The organism is Hyphomonas sp. (assembly GCF_041689225.1).
Classification (GTDB): domain Bacteria; phylum Pseudomonadota; class Alphaproteobacteria; order Caulobacterales; family Hyphomonadaceae; genus Hyphomonas.
The window spans coordinates 1-14625 of sequence record NZ_JBDNGN010000056.1; the positions used below are offsets into that span (position 1 = coordinate 1).

The window sequence follows — 14625 nt, forward strand, 5'->3', positions numbered from 1 at the left end:
CAGTTCGCCGACGCCATCCTTGCATTCATGCGTGAAACCATCCCGCAGGAATGGAAGAAATTCCGCGACAAGGTCTCAGACAACTTCCGCGTCATAACCCACGAGAACTTTCGGGTTTTGGAGTAGAAGCTGTATAACATATTCGAAAACACGCGATTTTAAATCGCAATCTGCGGCGTGTGCGCTATAGTTGCGCATGGCAAAGCGCGCCTACGGCAGAGGAAAGTGTGGACATGGCAAAGCTCAAAGTGAACGGAAAATCGCATACCGTTGATGTGGAAGATGACACTCCGCTTCTCTGGGTGCTGCGCGACCATATCGGCCTGACAGGCGCAAAGTATGGCTGTGGAATTGCCCAGTGCGGCTCCTGCACAGTCCACATCGATGGCGTTGCCGTCCGGTCCTGTGTCTATCCTCTCGGCGCGCTCTCGGGCGAAGAAGAAATCACGACGATTGAAGGTTTGTCAGAGGGGGCCAGTCATCCGGTCCAGCAGGCATGGGCCGAACTGGACGTGCCGCAGTGCGGTTACTGCCAGCCAGGCATGATCATGGCCGTCGCAAGCCTGCTCAATACCAATCCAAATCCTACTGACGAAGACATCGACGCCGAGATCACCAATATCTGCCGTTGTGGAACTTTCGTCCGCGTGCGCGAAGGCATTCACCTCGCCAAGACAAAGAAAGCCTGAGGCAGAGACCATGACAGAGCTACTCAACCTTTCCCGCCGCAAGTTTATCATCGCCACCGGCGCCACTGGTCTCACCATCGGCGTCCTTGCCGCCTGCTCAAAGAAGCCGGGCGAGCCCGATTATTCGGGCATGGAGCCAAACCCGGAAGTGAACGCGTGGGTCCACATCGACCTTGACGACACGGTCACGGTGCGCATCGCGCGCTCAGAAATGGGCCAAGGCACCCTGACCGGCCTCGCCCAACTGGTTGCCGAGGAACTCGAGTGCGACTGGGCGAAGGTCACGACTGAATACCCGACGCCTGGCCAGAACCTTGCCCGTGACCGCGTCTGGGGCGATTTCTCCACCGGCGGCAGCAGCGGCATTCGCCGCTCGCATCAATACGTCCGCGAAGGCGCAGCTGCGGCCCGCATCATGCTGGTCGAAGCCGCCGCCAAGGAATGGGGCGTTCCGGTCACCGAATGCACTGTGTCCAAGGGTGTGGTCTCGCTCAAGGGATCAAAGAAGACACTTACTTATGGCAAGCTCGCCTCTGCAGCGGCACAACTCGCGCCCCCGCTCGAGGTAACCCTCAAGGATCCGAAGGACTGGACTATCATCGGCCAGCCCAAGCTGCGCCTCGACACCGCCGACAAGCTCACGGGCGCACAAATATACGGCTCCGATGTCAAACTCGACGGCATGTTGACGGCCTCCATCCGGCAGTCACCGCAGATTGGCGGCAAGGTGAAGAGCTTTGACGCCGCCGCTGTCACTTCCATGCCCGGCGTGAAGAAGGTCGTACAGGTGGGCGACGATGCGGTCGCCGTAGTCGCCGATACATGGTGGCGCGCCAACAAGGCCGTCCTTGCCCTACCCGTGGAATGGGAAGATGGCGTGGCGTTTTCCAGCGCCGAATTCGAGACCGAACTTGATGATGGCCTAACATCCGATGATGCGTTCACCGGCAACGAGGCGGGTGACATCGCCCCGGCCTTTGCCAATGCGGCCAAAATCGTCGAAGCCACCTATAATATGCCGTTCCAGAACCACGCGCCGATGGAGCCGATGAACGCTACCGCGATCTGGACTCCCGAAAAGTGCGAAGTCTGGTGCCCCACTCAGAATGGTGAAGCAGCGCTTGCTGCGGCTGCCGATGCTGCCGGTCTCCCGATTGAACAATGCGACGTTTACAAGCTTCTCCTCGGCGGAGGGTTCGGCCGGCGGGGCATGTCGGACTATGTCAGCCAGGCTGTCAAAATCGCAAAGCAGATGCCCGGCACGCCCATAAAGCTGCAATGGTCACGCGAAGAGGACATGCTTCATGGCTTCTTCCACCCGACCACGAAAGCAAAGGCGCGTGGCGCACTCGATGCAAACGGCAATCTCACCGGACTGCACATCCGCATTTCGGGCCAGTCCATTCTCGCGGCGCTGATGCCACAGGCGCTCGCCAACGGTATGGACTTCGCCACTTTCCAGGGACTCCTGCCATCCGGCGTTGACGCCCGTGTCGAAGACCAGACGCTCAAGTACACGTTTGACAATCTCCTCGTCGACCATGCCATGCGCAACCCACCCGTGCGCCCAGGATTTTGGCGCGGCGTGAATGCCAACCAAAATGCGATTTACCTGGAATGTTTCATGGACGAGCTGGCCCATGCAGCGGGCCGCGATCCGTTGGAATTCCGTCTCGCCCACCTGAAAGACAGCCCCAATTCGCAAGCCGTTCTCAAGGCCGTCGCCGAGAAATCCGGCTGGGGATCGGATGACGGGAAGTCACGCGGCCTTTGTAACTTCTACTCCTTCGGTTCCTATACCGCCGCCTGTGCCGAAGTCACCGTCGACGACGACGGAAACCTCAAGATTGACCGAATCGTCGCGGCGACGGATCCAGGCTACGCAGTCAATCCGCAACAGGTCGAAGCCCAAGTGCAGGGTTCGTTCGTGTACGGCCTGTCCGCCATGCTTTACGGCGAAATCACCTTCGAAAATGGCGTTGCCCAGCAGAAGAATTTCGACACGTTCAATTCCATGCGCATTTCCGAAATGCCCAAGGTTGAAACCCTGGTCATGCCGTCCGGTGGTTTCTGGGGCGGGGTTGGCGAGCCAACCATCGCTGTGGCGGCCCCGGCTGTGCTCAACGCGATCTATGCAGCGACCGGCAAGCGTGTCCGCCAACTGCCCATCAAGGACCAGAACCTGCGGGACGTCTGAGATTGATGTTTGCACGATCATGCCTGCTGGTTGCCCCCCTGCTCCTTGCAGTAGCGTGCCAGCGGGCCCCCGTTCTCTCCTCGATTGAACAGTCTGTCACCGACGCAAGCCGGTTGACCGAGGCTGCGTCGCTCGCCGCAACGTGTTCGGGGTGCCATGCCGGGCCGGGCACGGGCGTGCCAAGCCTCGACCGGATGGATGCCGGGACGCTTTCCGCGCGACTTGCCTTTTACAAGACCGACGCAGACGGCACGACCGTGATGCACCGCATTGCGCGTGGCTATTCACAGGCGCAAGTCGACGCCATCGGCCAGTATCTCGGCGCGGAGAGCATTGATGAGTGAGCCCGGTTTTCCAGTTGATAGAAGACGCCTCATGGCGGGCATCGGCGCACTCGCCGGGACAAACCTCCTGCCCTTGTCCGCCTTCGCGCAAACCCGCGCCCGTGTCACTATCATCGGCGGCGGTTTCGGCGGCGCCACGGCGGCACGCATGCTGCGCGACCTCCTGCCATCGGCCAGAATCACATTGCTGGAGCCCAATGCCACCTATACGGCCTGCCCGTTTAGCAACCTGGTGATCGGCGGGACACGATCGATCACCGATCAGCACTTCTCTTATGATGCGCTCAGCCTTTCCGGGATCACCGTCATCCCCGAACACGCCACGGACGTCGATCCCGTCGCCAGGGTGGTGACTTGTGGCGATGGGCGCACCCTGGCCTACGACCGGCTGATCCTCTCGCCCGGAATCGACTTCCGCTGGAACGCGATTGAAGGCTACGACGCTGCCGCAGTGGATCGCATGCCGCATGCCTGGAAGGCCGGGCCGGGCACACTCCGCCTGCGCGACCAGCTCTTGGCGATGGAAGATGGCGGCCTCGTCGTGATGTCTGTCCCCGCGCCTCCTTTCCGCTGCCCGCCCGGCCCCTACGAACGCGCCAGCCTCATCGCAAACTACCTCAAAAATCACAAGCCGAGCTCCAGGCTTCTCATCCTCGACAGCCAGGACGCTTTCTCAAAGATGCCGCTCTTCAAGGAGGCATGGGAAAGGCACTATCCCGACCACCTGGAATGGCGCGCGGCGTCGCAGGACGGGCGCGTCATCTGCGTCGATCCGAGCTCGCTCACCCTGTCCACAGACTTCGAGGACATTCGTGCCGATGTGGCCAACGTCATCCCGCCCCAGAAGGCCGGCGAGATTGCAGAGCGCGCGGGCGTTGCCGATGCCACCGGCTGGTGCCCGATCGACGCAACCAGCTTCGAGTCCGTGCTCCAGCCTGGCATCCACGTCATCGGCGACGCGACCATTGCCGCCCCGATGCCGAAATCTGCCTTCTCGGCAAACCTGCAGGCCAAGGTTTGCGCCATCGCCGTTGCGCGACTCCTGTCCGCAATGGACGCCCAGCCAACCGTACTGGCCAATACCTGTTATTCCTTCATCACCCCAGACGAAGCCGTCTCGATTGCTGGCGTCTACTCCAACGCGGGCGGAAAGTTCACAAACATTGATGGTGCGGGTGGTCTCAGTCAGCTCGGCGCAGGCGCTGACGTCCGCAAGGCTGAAGCCGCACAGGCGGAAGCGTGGTTCGGCGCCATCACTGGAGAGGCCTTCGGATGATACGGGATGGCATGACCGCTATCCTTGCCTGCCTGCTGACAGTTGCGTGCACGCCAGAAAGTTCGCGCCTCGTTTCACCGAACCAGATTGATGGCGACTCGATCCCCCTTCCGCTTGTAGACACGATAGCTGACGCCGCGCACGGCGAGACCCTCTTCGTCGCCCGCGACGGGGGGCATTGTGTACTCTGCCACCAGATCGTCGGCCTTGATGCGGAATTCCAGGGAGATGTCGGTCCCGCTCTTACGGGAATTGGTGCACGTCTGTCGCCAGGCCAGCTGCGCCTGCGCGTGGTTGACTATGAGCAAGTGCGGCCCAGTGTTCTGATGCCTTCCTACTACCGCACTCAAGACCTATATCAGGTATCGAACGCGTATGAGGGCAAGCCGGTCCTTTCCGCTGAAGATGTGGAAGACCTCGTCGCCTATCTGTCGTCGCTAAAGGAACCCGATGCCTGACCATCCCGCCCAGCCACCGATGATGTTCAGTCGCCGCTCCCTCATCCGATTGGGTACCGGCAGCGTGCTGATCGCCGCAACGCCGTTGCCGGTCTTTGCGACCCCCAATGATGTAAAGGCCGCCCAGCAGGAATTGTTCGGCAGCCGCGTGATCCGCGAGGGTCGCGTCACGCTCAAGCTCCCCGCCATTGCCGAGAACGGCTATTCGGTGCCCTTTTCTGTCGAGGTCGACAGCCCGATGACGGAGGACGATCATGTGCGCCAGATCGCGATCTTCTCGCCGCGCAACCCCATTGCAAATGTCGCCCGGTTCCAGCTTGGCCCCCGCGCGGGACGATCTGCCGTAACAACCCGTGTCCGCCTTGGCGGCACGCAGGCCGTTCAGGCTGTCGCCGAGATGAGTGATGGCAGCCTCTGGTCCGGTAGTGCGCGGACTGTCGTCACACTCGCCGCCTGCGTGGTGCTCTGATGGCCAGTATTCGCCTCTCCGTCCCGAAGACCGCCATGAAGGGCGAAATCATTGAACTCAAGGCGCTGATCCAGCACCCGATGGAGAGTGGCTATCGGCGTGGTTCGCGCGGCGAACAAATTCCGCGCAATATCATCACACGGTTCGAATGCCTGTATGATGGCGAAGTAGTCTTCTCGGCCGACTTCCACCCGGCCATTGCCGCTGATCCCTTTCTCACATTTTACACGCGAGCGGTTGGGTCTGGAACCTTGGCGTTCCGCTGGACCGATCAGCACGGCGAAATGTGGAGCGACTCCGCAACCCTGACGGTCACATGATCCGGCTATCCCTTGCCCTAGTTTTTGCTGCACTGCTTGCGGCATGCAGCCCGGCGCCGACCGCAGGGACGGATAGTCCCGCTGGCAATGTTCGGTCGGGCTACACCTTTCTCACCGCCGAAACACAAGCCATGCAGGACGACAGCTTCGCCAATCCAGGCTTTCTCTGGGTCGACCGGGGGGCCGCTCTCTTCGAAGCCCGGTTGAACCACGCGCCGTCCTGCGCGTCTTGCCATACGACGGGCCTGGCCGGAATCGCTGCCACCTATCCCGCCATCGACGAGGCGTCTGGCGACCTGCTCAACCTGGAAGGCCGCATCAACCAATGCCGCGTCCGCCACCAGAACCTGCCCGCGCTGGACTTTGAAAGCGACGACCTGCTCGCCCTGACCGCCTTCATCGCCAACCAGTCCGCGGGCATGCCCGTTTCAGTCTCCACCGATGGCGCCGCTGCCCCACACTACCGGAATGGACGCGACTATTTCTTTACCCGCCGGGGACAGTTCAACCTCTCCTGTCACCAATGCCACGACAAAAACGCAGGCAAGCGACTGCGAGGCGACACGATCAGCCAAGGCCACGGCAATGGCTTTCCGGCCTATCGCCTCGAATGGCAGACGCTCGGCTCGCTCCAGAGACGCATCCGCGATTGCGATTCTGGCGTTCGCGCCGAGCCCAAGGCATTCGGAGATCCAACTTATATCGATCTCGAACTTTACCTGAGTTCCAGAGCCAGCGGTCTGGATGTGGAAAGCCCGGCTATCCGCCGTTGACTACTTATCGATTGCATCACGAGGGCCGCGCAACTCCCAAAGTGCGCGCCGAATTCAAGCGCTCATCAACTGCAAGTGATATCCATGTCGTCATGCTCGCTGGAAATGATGGCGCGCGCCGTCTCGTAGACTTCAGGCGTCATCAGCGCTTTCAGTTCGCAGGCATTGAATCCTTCTGACGGAAACAGCGATACGTTCCGCCGGGCCTCGCGGGCGACTTCTTTGTCTCCAACCTTTTCGGCAGACAGTGCCCGGACAAGTTCGTTCCAGGCGAACAGGCCGGTCTTCTCGATGTTTTTCGCATGGTTGAAGGCTCCAACGAAATCGCCATCGCGGAGGTAGGTGAAGCCTTTGTTCTCAGCCGATCCGCTTTGCTGGTTCTCGGTCTGACCGAGCGCGACTCTCAGGGCAATTGCCTTGTCGAGGCACGCGCGCGTGAGTTTCATCAAATGTGACCCGTCGCCCGAATCACCTGCACCACACACCCGCTCGGCAAGCGCCCGCGCGGAATCGATGCCTGCATCCGTTGGCAAGTCAGCCGTCGTAATCAACACGGTGCCGAGCCCGTGAAAGGCGTTCATCTGAATCGTTTGCTCGGCCGGGTCTGGCGTGTCGTCTGCTGCCGGATCGACACGATTGAGCGCCAGCGAATAGTCGCTGAGCGCTTCTCGCGTCCGGCCCAGTTTACGATTGCACTGGGCGCGCCAGTAGAGCGGCTGTAGACCAAGTTCATCGTCGCTGCCGATCTTGCCGACCATGGCGTCCACCGCCTGGCAGTCAGCCAATGTGTAGCTCGAACGTGGCGACGACGCATCGATGAAGCTGATCCAGGCGAGCCCGGTCTGCGCAAGCGAGCGCAAGGCCGGATCGGCCAAGGCCGAATTGAACGAGTTCTGCGCCGATTTGAGCTGTTCCGGCAATCCGGCGTCACCCTTCTTGATTTGCGCTCCGCTGCGTTCCCAGGCCAGCAGGCCGGCAGCACCTTTCAGCAGTGCACTTTCGGCACTGTCGCCTGGTCTGGCGGATTGTATCTCGATCAGTCGCTCATCCGCGAGAGAGTGACGACCGCGCTCGAGATAGCCCATGACCGCTGGCAGGATCTTGTCGCGCGCCTGCCCGCTCACGGACCCGGCGTACATCTGACGCATTTCGTCATACGCCCGACGAATGGCCGCTTCCTGTGCGGCCACCCGATTGTTCTGCTGGTCAATGTCGCGCCGCATCGTGAACGCGTGTTTTTCGAGACGATCGGAATCAGCCGTCAGGCGTTCGGATTTCACCGACAGATCTTCGGCAACGACATAGTAGTACACACCAAGCCCGGCGGACATCATGACCACGAGGACCAACGTCGTAATGCCCGCGATGAGGATTTGTCTCTGGCCGCGCTGTTCACGCGATACGAGATCGATCAATTGCCGTTCGGCGGAGTCCGACATGGTGTCTGTCCTATGCTACAATTGAACCAACCATGTCCAACAAAAGGCTACGCTTTTTCTTGCTCGCACACTGGAGCTCGCGGACGAACCCTTCGAAGAGCTTGTATCGTTTCGCCTGCGCCGCGTAGAGCGAACGATCGATTGAATTGATGCAGTTATGCGCCGCACACCAACTGGCGAAGAAGCCGATCATCGCGGCCGATAGCGGTGCCAGGACCTGGAGGATCATAGGGGAAGCCTTTTCGCCTCCACCCTGGGCACCGACCACGAAGGAGAAGCCGATAACGCCCATCGTACCGAGAAGAAGCACAAAGCTGAAAACGAACAGGCCGAAGCAAAGGGATCGGATATGACAATGCCCCTTGCGCTCCTGCTGCAAGATGGCCGCGAGGACTTCAATGTCCCCTTCTTCCGTATGATCTCCGTTCGATGCTGGTATCATCCTCGTTTACCCAATCAGATACGCTTCATCCCGCTCCGGGCCCGGTATTTGCGGACCGTATTCAGTCCTGGCCGTCAAACACGCATCCCTGCGCTGTTAGTAACGGTTTTTCAGCATGACAACCGTCAGAACCTGCTTTGCCTTGTCGGCATCCAGACGCAACAATGACGTGATCTTGTTCAGGAAGTCGGCCTCGGACTGGCGCAATTCGCCGTCGGCCAACACTATGTCCACACAGTGCGCAAAGACTGAAAGACGCATGTCGCTGGGAAGCGAACTACACGCCTCTTTGAGACCCTCAGGTCGAGACTGGAGTCTCTCGTTGACGAGCGCGTTAACCTTTGCGAGTTCGGCCTGATCCAGTCGCTTCATGGTGCGCGACCGCATCACAAGCGCAGCAATTTCCTGACGCTCTTCGGGAGCGAGTTCACCATCGGCGAACGCCGCTGACAGAATGAGGGCCATATAGGCTTCCGGAATGTTCCAGTCCGTGTTCGTCTGGAAATCCCGCGCGAGCTCGTCGAGGTCGAGCGGCGTCTCTTTTTCGGTCGTCGTCGGCGAGAAGATGATTTGTACGTCGCTCATGTCGGTCTGTCCTGATTGATGTGCTTCAGCCATGGCTAGAGTGCTCCTTGCTGATCAGTCTGTCTATTCTATTGCGGCGTACCGGAAATGGTGCCTTCGACCGGCTTGGGTTTCACGGGGCGTGGGCCGATGACTTTCACCTTGTGCGCCCTGAGGGCGTCAACGTGCTTCTGGAGAATTTCGATGGCCGCGTCGTCCCATGTGTCCGGTATGGTCCGCAGGCTCGCTGGAATCGGCGCGCCGCCCTTGCGCTGGTCAGCCAGCAATTCCTCTATCTCGGTGATAAGTGTTGCGCTCTCTCCGACGAGCCTGCCGATGTTTTCGTCAAACATTTTCTGACTATCGCCGATGGTTTCCACCTCGACCCTGAGCGCATCGCGATCAACGGTAAGCGTGGCGATTTTTGCGTTGAGGTCGGCGGTGACAGCGTCGTTGCCCTTGGCCTCCATCTGATCAAGCTGGGTCTGCAACTGGCCGACCTGATTGGTGCTTTGCCAAACGAGATACCCGAGCCCGGCGCAAGGAACGAGCATGAAGAGGAAAATCAGAACGGGAACGACCGATCCGCTACGGTTCTTGGAAAACTGCGCGTCGATGACCGGCGCCTGTGGCGGTGCAAAGAGCGTTCTTTCCTCAAAAACCGTGGGCATGGCGCCGCGTGGAAGTCCGTCAGACTTAACGATGTCCATTTTTGTTCACTCCTGAAATTTCCTGCACTAACGCGTGCATGACCCAACCTGGAAAAAATCGAATTGGCTCGACGCGGCGCTGATATCAGCGGGCGACAAAGTCAGGTTCACTGATGCTCCGTTGCAGGCGATGGCTTTCGCCCGGCCGAACTCCAGCAATGTCGCAATCGACATGACCGGTGGCGCTTTGGGCCAATCGCTTGCGAATACCGGCATGATGCTGGATCCCGCCGTTTGCGTCACAAGACCCCTACCCTGGATGAAGGCGCCCTGTGCTTCGTCCCGCAATGCGTTGCGTCGCGATGCTGGCGCCGTTTGCGCAATGCGCAAGTAATACATCCCAAGCAGGAACTGGCCATCCGCACCGCCGATGCCGGAACACCAGCTCGCATTGCCAGGATCTGCTGCCGTTGGCTTGAACGTCACGATATAGGACAGGCAAGCCGCCTTCTTGTAACGGGCCTCGGCACCGTCCAGGGAAAAGGCATCCCGGGCATATTTGATTCCGGCTGCGCTGGTCTGGGCTCGCGCGCTCGTGCTGTCTTTGAGTGCCTCTGCGCGACCGAGTTCGTAGAAGGCTTCGGCGCGCTCTTTCTCGCGGCCCACGGCAGGCGGACCGTTCGTCCCGCCCGTCGCATTCACGACATTCAGGAATGCCATATTGGCCGCCATCCAATTCGCCGGAGGCGCAAGATGCAGTCGGCCCACTTTCAAGGATGCGCCAATCAGCGAAGGCTGGGCAGTCAGTGCCGCGTTAAGGAGACTGAGGGCGACGTCCTTGCGAAGACCACCAGCGGCTGACTGTGTTTCGTAGAGAGTCATGATCGCCTCTGCCACGCTACGACGATCGTCAATGGAGGATAGCGCAGACACTTTTTGCTGGAACAACGGCCCGACCGGCGATTGCCAGTCGGATGCGATCCAGCTCGGATAGGCCAGCTCCATCGCAACATATTGCCTGAATGCTTCACTCGCGCGTTCAGGCTGGGTCGACTTGAACGCAATGGCCAGCGACAGCTGCGCCTTGGCGTTGCCGCCGCTTCCGCTTGCGGCCTGCGCGTAGGCATCAACAGACCCTTGTTTGTAAAGCAGTATGTTCCCGTCTCCCGGGCTCACCTTTGCAAGCTCCGCTGCCGCGACCGAGAGCGAATCCCCCAGTCCCAGCAGGACCAGAGTCTGGTCGGCGCCAACGAGCCCTTTGGCTGACTCGAATGCGTTTCGGGCGGACAGACAATCGGTGACGCGCTGAGCCGGCGTTGTAGTCGCCTCACGGCAAAGTTGCAGATAGGACTGGCCCAATCCTTCTTGCGCCCGACCGCTTCCGGGTTTGGCGGCCAGTGCGACGGAATAGTATTTGATGGCCTGACTAAGGGACATTCCGCCCCGCGCCCGGTTTTCATCCGCGACTGCCAGCGCGAGCGTTTCGACCGCCTGTGCGGCATCGGCTTTGCGTTCGGAGCGGCGGCTGCTGAGAACCAGCTTGAAATTGTCGATGGCCTGGTCTGTGTCGGCCAGCTGGCCACGGGTGCGATACAGCGTGCCGCGCCGGAAGTAAAATTCGTTGTAGCGCCCGTCGCCCTGCGCTGACCCACGGGGCGCGAACGGCGCCGCTATATCATCGTTCTCCAGCCGGGCCAGTGCCTTGCTAAAGCAATCCTGCTGGCTTGAACACGCAGTCGTCGCAACGAAAGGCGTCGCATTAGCGAGCCCTTCCAGCGCACTTACATAAGCCAAAGATCGATCATAACGGAAACCTGTAAGCGGCGCCTTCTGCCACTTTTTCCACTCTCTCTTGCTGAATCCAAGTGTTCCGCGATCCGGGCTCATCAGAGCGACATCCGACAGCCGATTGAACGACGTGTTCACCAACTCTGCCGCCTTGACGAACTGGCCCGAGGAACTGGTCGTGCCGGAGGCTTGGCTAAGGTAGGCCCGGGCTGCATTGAAAGCGGCAATACCGGCCTCGTAGCCCTTCAGACTCGGGCGGCCAGCGACGGCTTCACATTGCAAGCTGATTTTAGACTCAGGCGAGCCGAATTCGAGACAACCTGCCGTCGACGGTGCAGCATAGACAGGTGCAGCAAGCACGGACAATAGTCCGAGCGTCGCCAGTCCAATTTTGAATCGTCCCGAATTTCGTCCGCATGTGGTCACCGGAAATCCCCCTCTGGCTAACCTTGCATTAATCATAATGGCTGAGTGCGCACCAACGTCAACGCAAAACTCCGAGTGCGAGGGAAGCCTTGCCACCCTGCTTCATCATGCTTTTGCCAAGCTCACGTTGCTACCTTTGCTCCGGCCTATTCGGCCAGATTCGCAGCAATCATTGCAGTAGGCAGACGAGAACGTCCTCGACCAAGAGAGGCATTTCCACACCGACTGAACCTACACATTTCGACGTGCGAGCAAAAATCGGACAGCTATGAGCGCGCCACGCCAAAGCGCCGCTGGACAGGACTTGCACTAGCGAACGGGTGTCGAGTCATTTCCGGTCGATCAACGCGCTATCTTGCCAGCTCGTAACCTTGCATGTCAGCCATCAACACAGACTTGTCTCTGCTGCCCCAGACCATCGATGCCGAGCGTCACAACGTCTCCGGAACGCAGGAAACGCGGCGGGGTCATGGAGAGCCCGACACCTGGCGGCGTTCCGGTGGAAATTACGTCGCCCGGTTGCAGGCTCATGTATTGGGAAAGGTAGCTCACGAGATGGGCGACGCCAAAGACCATCGTCGAGGTCGCGCCTCGCTGCATCGGCTCCCCATTCACGTCCAGCCACATTGTCAGGTTTTGTGGATCTTCGATCTCATCGCGTGTAACGAGCCAAGGACCGATTGGACCAAATGTGTCAGCACTCTTGCCTTTGACCCACTGGCCAGTGCCTTCAAGTTGGAAGGCCCGCTCGGATACGTCGTGAACAACGCAATACCCAGCAATATGGCCCAGCGCCTCAGCTTCGGAAATGTATTTCGCCTGCTTTCCTATGACGATACCCAGTTCGACTTCCCAATCGGTACTCCGGGAACGTCGCGGTATCTCCAAATTGTCATCCGGCCCGCAAATCGCGCTGGTGGCCTTGAAAAATACAACTGGCTCTTCAGGAACCGAAGCGCCGGTTTCAGCCGCGTGATCGGCATAGTTCAGCCCGATACAGATGAACTTCCCCACGTCGGCAACGCAGGGGCCAATTCGGCCTTTCGGATCGAGATGCGGCAGGGTTGCGAGATCGATCCTTCGGAGCTGCGCGAGTACAGCGTCTGACATGGCAAGACCGTCCCAGTCATCCACGAGATCGCTGACATCACGGATGTCTCCGTTGGCATCCAGAACGCCGGGCTTTTCCCGACCGCGCGGACCGACCCTTACAAGCCTCATCTCTTCAACTCCTAATTTGTCCAGCCGCCGTCAACGACATGAATTGCCCCAGTGGTGAAAGACGCCTCGTCAGAGACAAGATACAATGCTAAGTTTGCGACTTCTTCAGCCGTTCCGAGACGGCCCATCGGCTGACGCGCCACAAACATCTGTCTTGCCTTTTCATAATCGCCCTGCGCTGCCATTCGCCCGTGCAGGGAAGGTGTATCCACCGTTCCCGGACAGATCGCGTTGCAGCGAATGTTTTTGCCCACATAATCTGCCGCTATTGCCTTGGTCAGCCCGATAACGCCGGCCTTCGATGCTCCATAAGCGAAGCGATTAGGCGCGCCAGTCACACTGGAAGCAACCGAACTCATGTTCAGGATGACGCCGCCACCCTTCTCAACCATGTTCGGCAATACGGCGCGGGACAATTCGTACATCGATGTCAGGTTGACCAGAAGCGAACGGTCCCAGTCGGCGCGCTCGCAGGTTTCAATGGTTCCATTATGGACCCAACCGGCCACATTGAACAAGATATCGAGGCCTGTTTGACGTGCGCCGAGCACCGCTATGGCATCGCGGTCTGTGACGTCCAGGACTTCCGTCGAAACACGAGCCGTCTGCTGAAGGCTCTCCAGCGCGCCCGGGTCAATATCCGTTGCAATCACGCTTGCGCCTTCGCGCGCAAACGCTTCTGCGGCGGCACGCCCAATTCCGGCGCCTGCGGCCGTTACCAGTGCTGTTTTTCCCTCGAGCCTACCCACCTCAAACTCCCGTTCTATGCAAATAAATGCGTTCGGCATTGCCCGCCCAGATCGCGCGCGCGTGACCTGGAAGATAAGTGCCGATCAGACGCTCGCTCTGGCTTGCCCACGCCGAATACGACCCCGCCATGTTCAGAACGGGCCAGTCGCTACCCCACAGAAGGCGGTTCGGGCCGAAACAATCCGCAAAATGCTCCACAACTTCACCGATGGCTACGTCGTCCGAATACGGACCGGCCTCTGTCAAAAGGCCTGACAATTTGCACGCCACGTTTTTCTGGCGCGCCAATGTCGAAATATCCCGCCGCCACTCATCGAGCTGGCGCGAAGCAATCGGCGGCTTGCCACCGTGATTGAGAACGATCTGAAGGTCCGGATAGCGCGTGGCGAGTGACGTCATCACGTTCACTAGGTCCAGGCGCGCATGCGCATCGAAAACGAGGCCATTCACCAGCATGGCTTCAAGGGCTGGCGTGAACGCGTCCTCAAGAATCCAGCTTGGATCCGGAATGTCTGCGATCATCGGGCGGAGGCCGACGATGCGCCGGTCCCTCGCCCGCCGGGCGATTTGGGCCGCAGCATCAGGCGCCTCGAAATCAACCCAGCCGACGACCCCGGCGACACGCTCGTCCGTCGTGGCCAAGCCAAGAAGGTAATCGGTTTCGGCGGCACTGGCAGCAGCCTGAACAAGAATGGTTCGTGACACACCGGCATCAGCCGCTTCGTTCCAGACATCGTCGATTTCAAAGTCGCGATAGATGATGCCAAGGACTGGCGTAAGCCAATCATAGTCTCCGCGCTCGATCTGCCAAACATGCAT

At 59.7% G+C, this 14625-nt stretch carries 16 protein-coding genes; 8 read left to right on the forward strand and 8 right to left on the reverse strand.

The annotated features are described in order from the left end of the window. Positions 1–233: 233 nt before the first annotated feature. Genes ACESNB_RS04815 through soxA form a run of 8 tightly spaced genes read left to right on the forward strand, consistent with a single transcriptional unit; the run spans position 234 to position 6526 of the window. Positions 234–689, forward strand: a complete 456-nt coding sequence (locus ACESNB_RS04815) for a (2Fe-2S)-binding protein (RefSeq protein ID WP_373004639.1) — start codon at positions 234–236, stop codon at positions 687–689. 10 nt (positions 690–699) lie between these two features. Continuing rightward, positions 700–2886, forward strand: coding sequence for a molybdopterin cofactor-binding domain-containing protein (locus ACESNB_RS04820; RefSeq protein WP_373004642.1), 2187 nt, complete (start codon positions 700–702; stop codon positions 2884–2886). 5 nt (positions 2887–2891) lie between these two features. After that, positions 2892–3230 carry a cytochrome c gene (locus ACESNB_RS04825; protein ID WP_373004645.1) on the forward strand — a complete coding sequence of 113 codons (339 nt, stop codon included), beginning with the start codon at positions 2892–2894 and terminating at the stop codon, positions 3228–3230. After that, complete coding sequence (locus ACESNB_RS04830; protein WP_373004649.1) at positions 3223–4506, forward strand: NAD(P)/FAD-dependent oxidoreductase; 1284 nt, start codon at positions 3223–3225, stop codon at positions 4504–4506. The genes ACESNB_RS04825 and ACESNB_RS04830 overlap by 8 nt, the downstream gene beginning before the upstream one ends. An 11-nt stretch (positions 4507–4517) precedes the next feature. Further along, entirely contained in the window at positions 4518–4964 is a 447-nt protein-coding gene (soxX, locus tag ACESNB_RS04835; protein ID WP_373004652.1) for a sulfur oxidation c-type cytochrome SoxX, read from the forward strand. Beyond that, the gene (locus tag ACESNB_RS04840) at positions 4957–5433 is read left to right on the forward strand and encodes a thiosulfate oxidation carrier protein SoxY (protein ID WP_373004655.1); all 477 of its coding nucleotides are present in this window, start codon (positions 4957–4959) and stop codon (positions 5431–5433) included. Before soxX ends, ACESNB_RS04840 begins: the two co-directional genes overlap by 8 nt. After that, positions 5433–5753 (forward strand): thiosulfate oxidation carrier complex protein SoxZ, encoded by a 321-nt coding sequence (soxZ, locus tag ACESNB_RS04845; protein WP_373004658.1) that lies wholly within the window; start codon positions 5433–5435, stop codon positions 5751–5753. Before ACESNB_RS04840 ends, soxZ begins: the two co-directional genes overlap by 1 nt. Further along, entirely contained in the window at positions 5750–6526 is a 777-nt protein-coding gene (soxA, locus tag ACESNB_RS04850; protein ID WP_373004661.1) for a sulfur oxidation c-type cytochrome SoxA, read from the forward strand. Before soxZ ends, soxA begins: the two co-directional genes overlap by 4 nt. Before the next feature lie 65 nt (positions 6527–6591). On the opposite strand, the gene ACESNB_RS04855 is transcribed toward soxA, so the two are convergent. The 8 genes from ACESNB_RS04855 to ACESNB_RS04890 all read right to left on the reverse strand — a co-directional run bounded on the left by ACESNB_RS04855 (position 6592) and on the right by ACESNB_RS04890 (position 14625). Continuing rightward, the gene (locus ACESNB_RS04855; protein WP_373004663.1) at positions 6592–7965 is read right to left on the reverse strand and encodes a hypothetical protein; all 1374 of its coding nucleotides are present in this window, start codon (positions 7963–7965) and stop codon (positions 6592–6594) included. A 10-nt stretch (positions 7966–7975) separates the two neighbouring features. After that, positions 7976–8407, reverse strand: a complete 432-nt coding sequence (locus tag ACESNB_RS04860) for a hypothetical protein (protein WP_373004666.1) — start codon at positions 8405–8407, stop codon at positions 7976–7978. Between the two features lie 96 nt (positions 8408–8503). Continuing rightward, complete coding sequence (locus tag ACESNB_RS04865) at positions 8504–8992, reverse strand: tellurite resistance TerB family protein (protein WP_373004668.1); 489 nt, start codon at positions 8990–8992, stop codon at positions 8504–8506. A 68-nt stretch (positions 8993–9060) separates the two neighbouring features. Next, a complete protein-coding gene (locus ACESNB_RS04870; protein ID WP_373004671.1) occupies positions 9061–9681 on the reverse strand; it encodes a hypothetical protein in 621 nt (206 codons plus the stop codon). Between the two features lie 27 nt (positions 9682–9708). Then, on the reverse strand, positions 9709–11769 hold the full coding sequence (locus ACESNB_RS04875) for a tetratricopeptide repeat protein (RefSeq protein ID WP_373004674.1): 2061 nt from the start codon (positions 11767–11769) through the stop codon (positions 9709–9711). 444 nt (positions 11770–12213) lie between these two features. Next, positions 12214–13056 carry a fumarylacetoacetate hydrolase family protein gene (locus ACESNB_RS04880; RefSeq protein ID WP_373004677.1) on the reverse strand — a complete coding sequence of 281 codons (843 nt, stop codon included), beginning with the start codon at positions 13054–13056 and terminating at the stop codon, positions 12214–12216. Between the two features lie 11 nt (positions 13057–13067). Further along, the gene (locus ACESNB_RS04885; RefSeq protein ID WP_373004680.1) at positions 13068–13844 is read right to left on the reverse strand and encodes an SDR family oxidoreductase; all 777 of its coding nucleotides are present in this window, start codon (positions 13842–13844) and stop codon (positions 13068–13070) included. Next, positions 13807–14625, reverse strand: a complete 819-nt coding sequence (locus ACESNB_RS04890; protein WP_373004683.1) for an amidohydrolase — start codon at positions 14623–14625, stop codon at positions 13807–13809. Before ACESNB_RS04890 ends, ACESNB_RS04885 begins: the two co-directional genes overlap by 38 nt.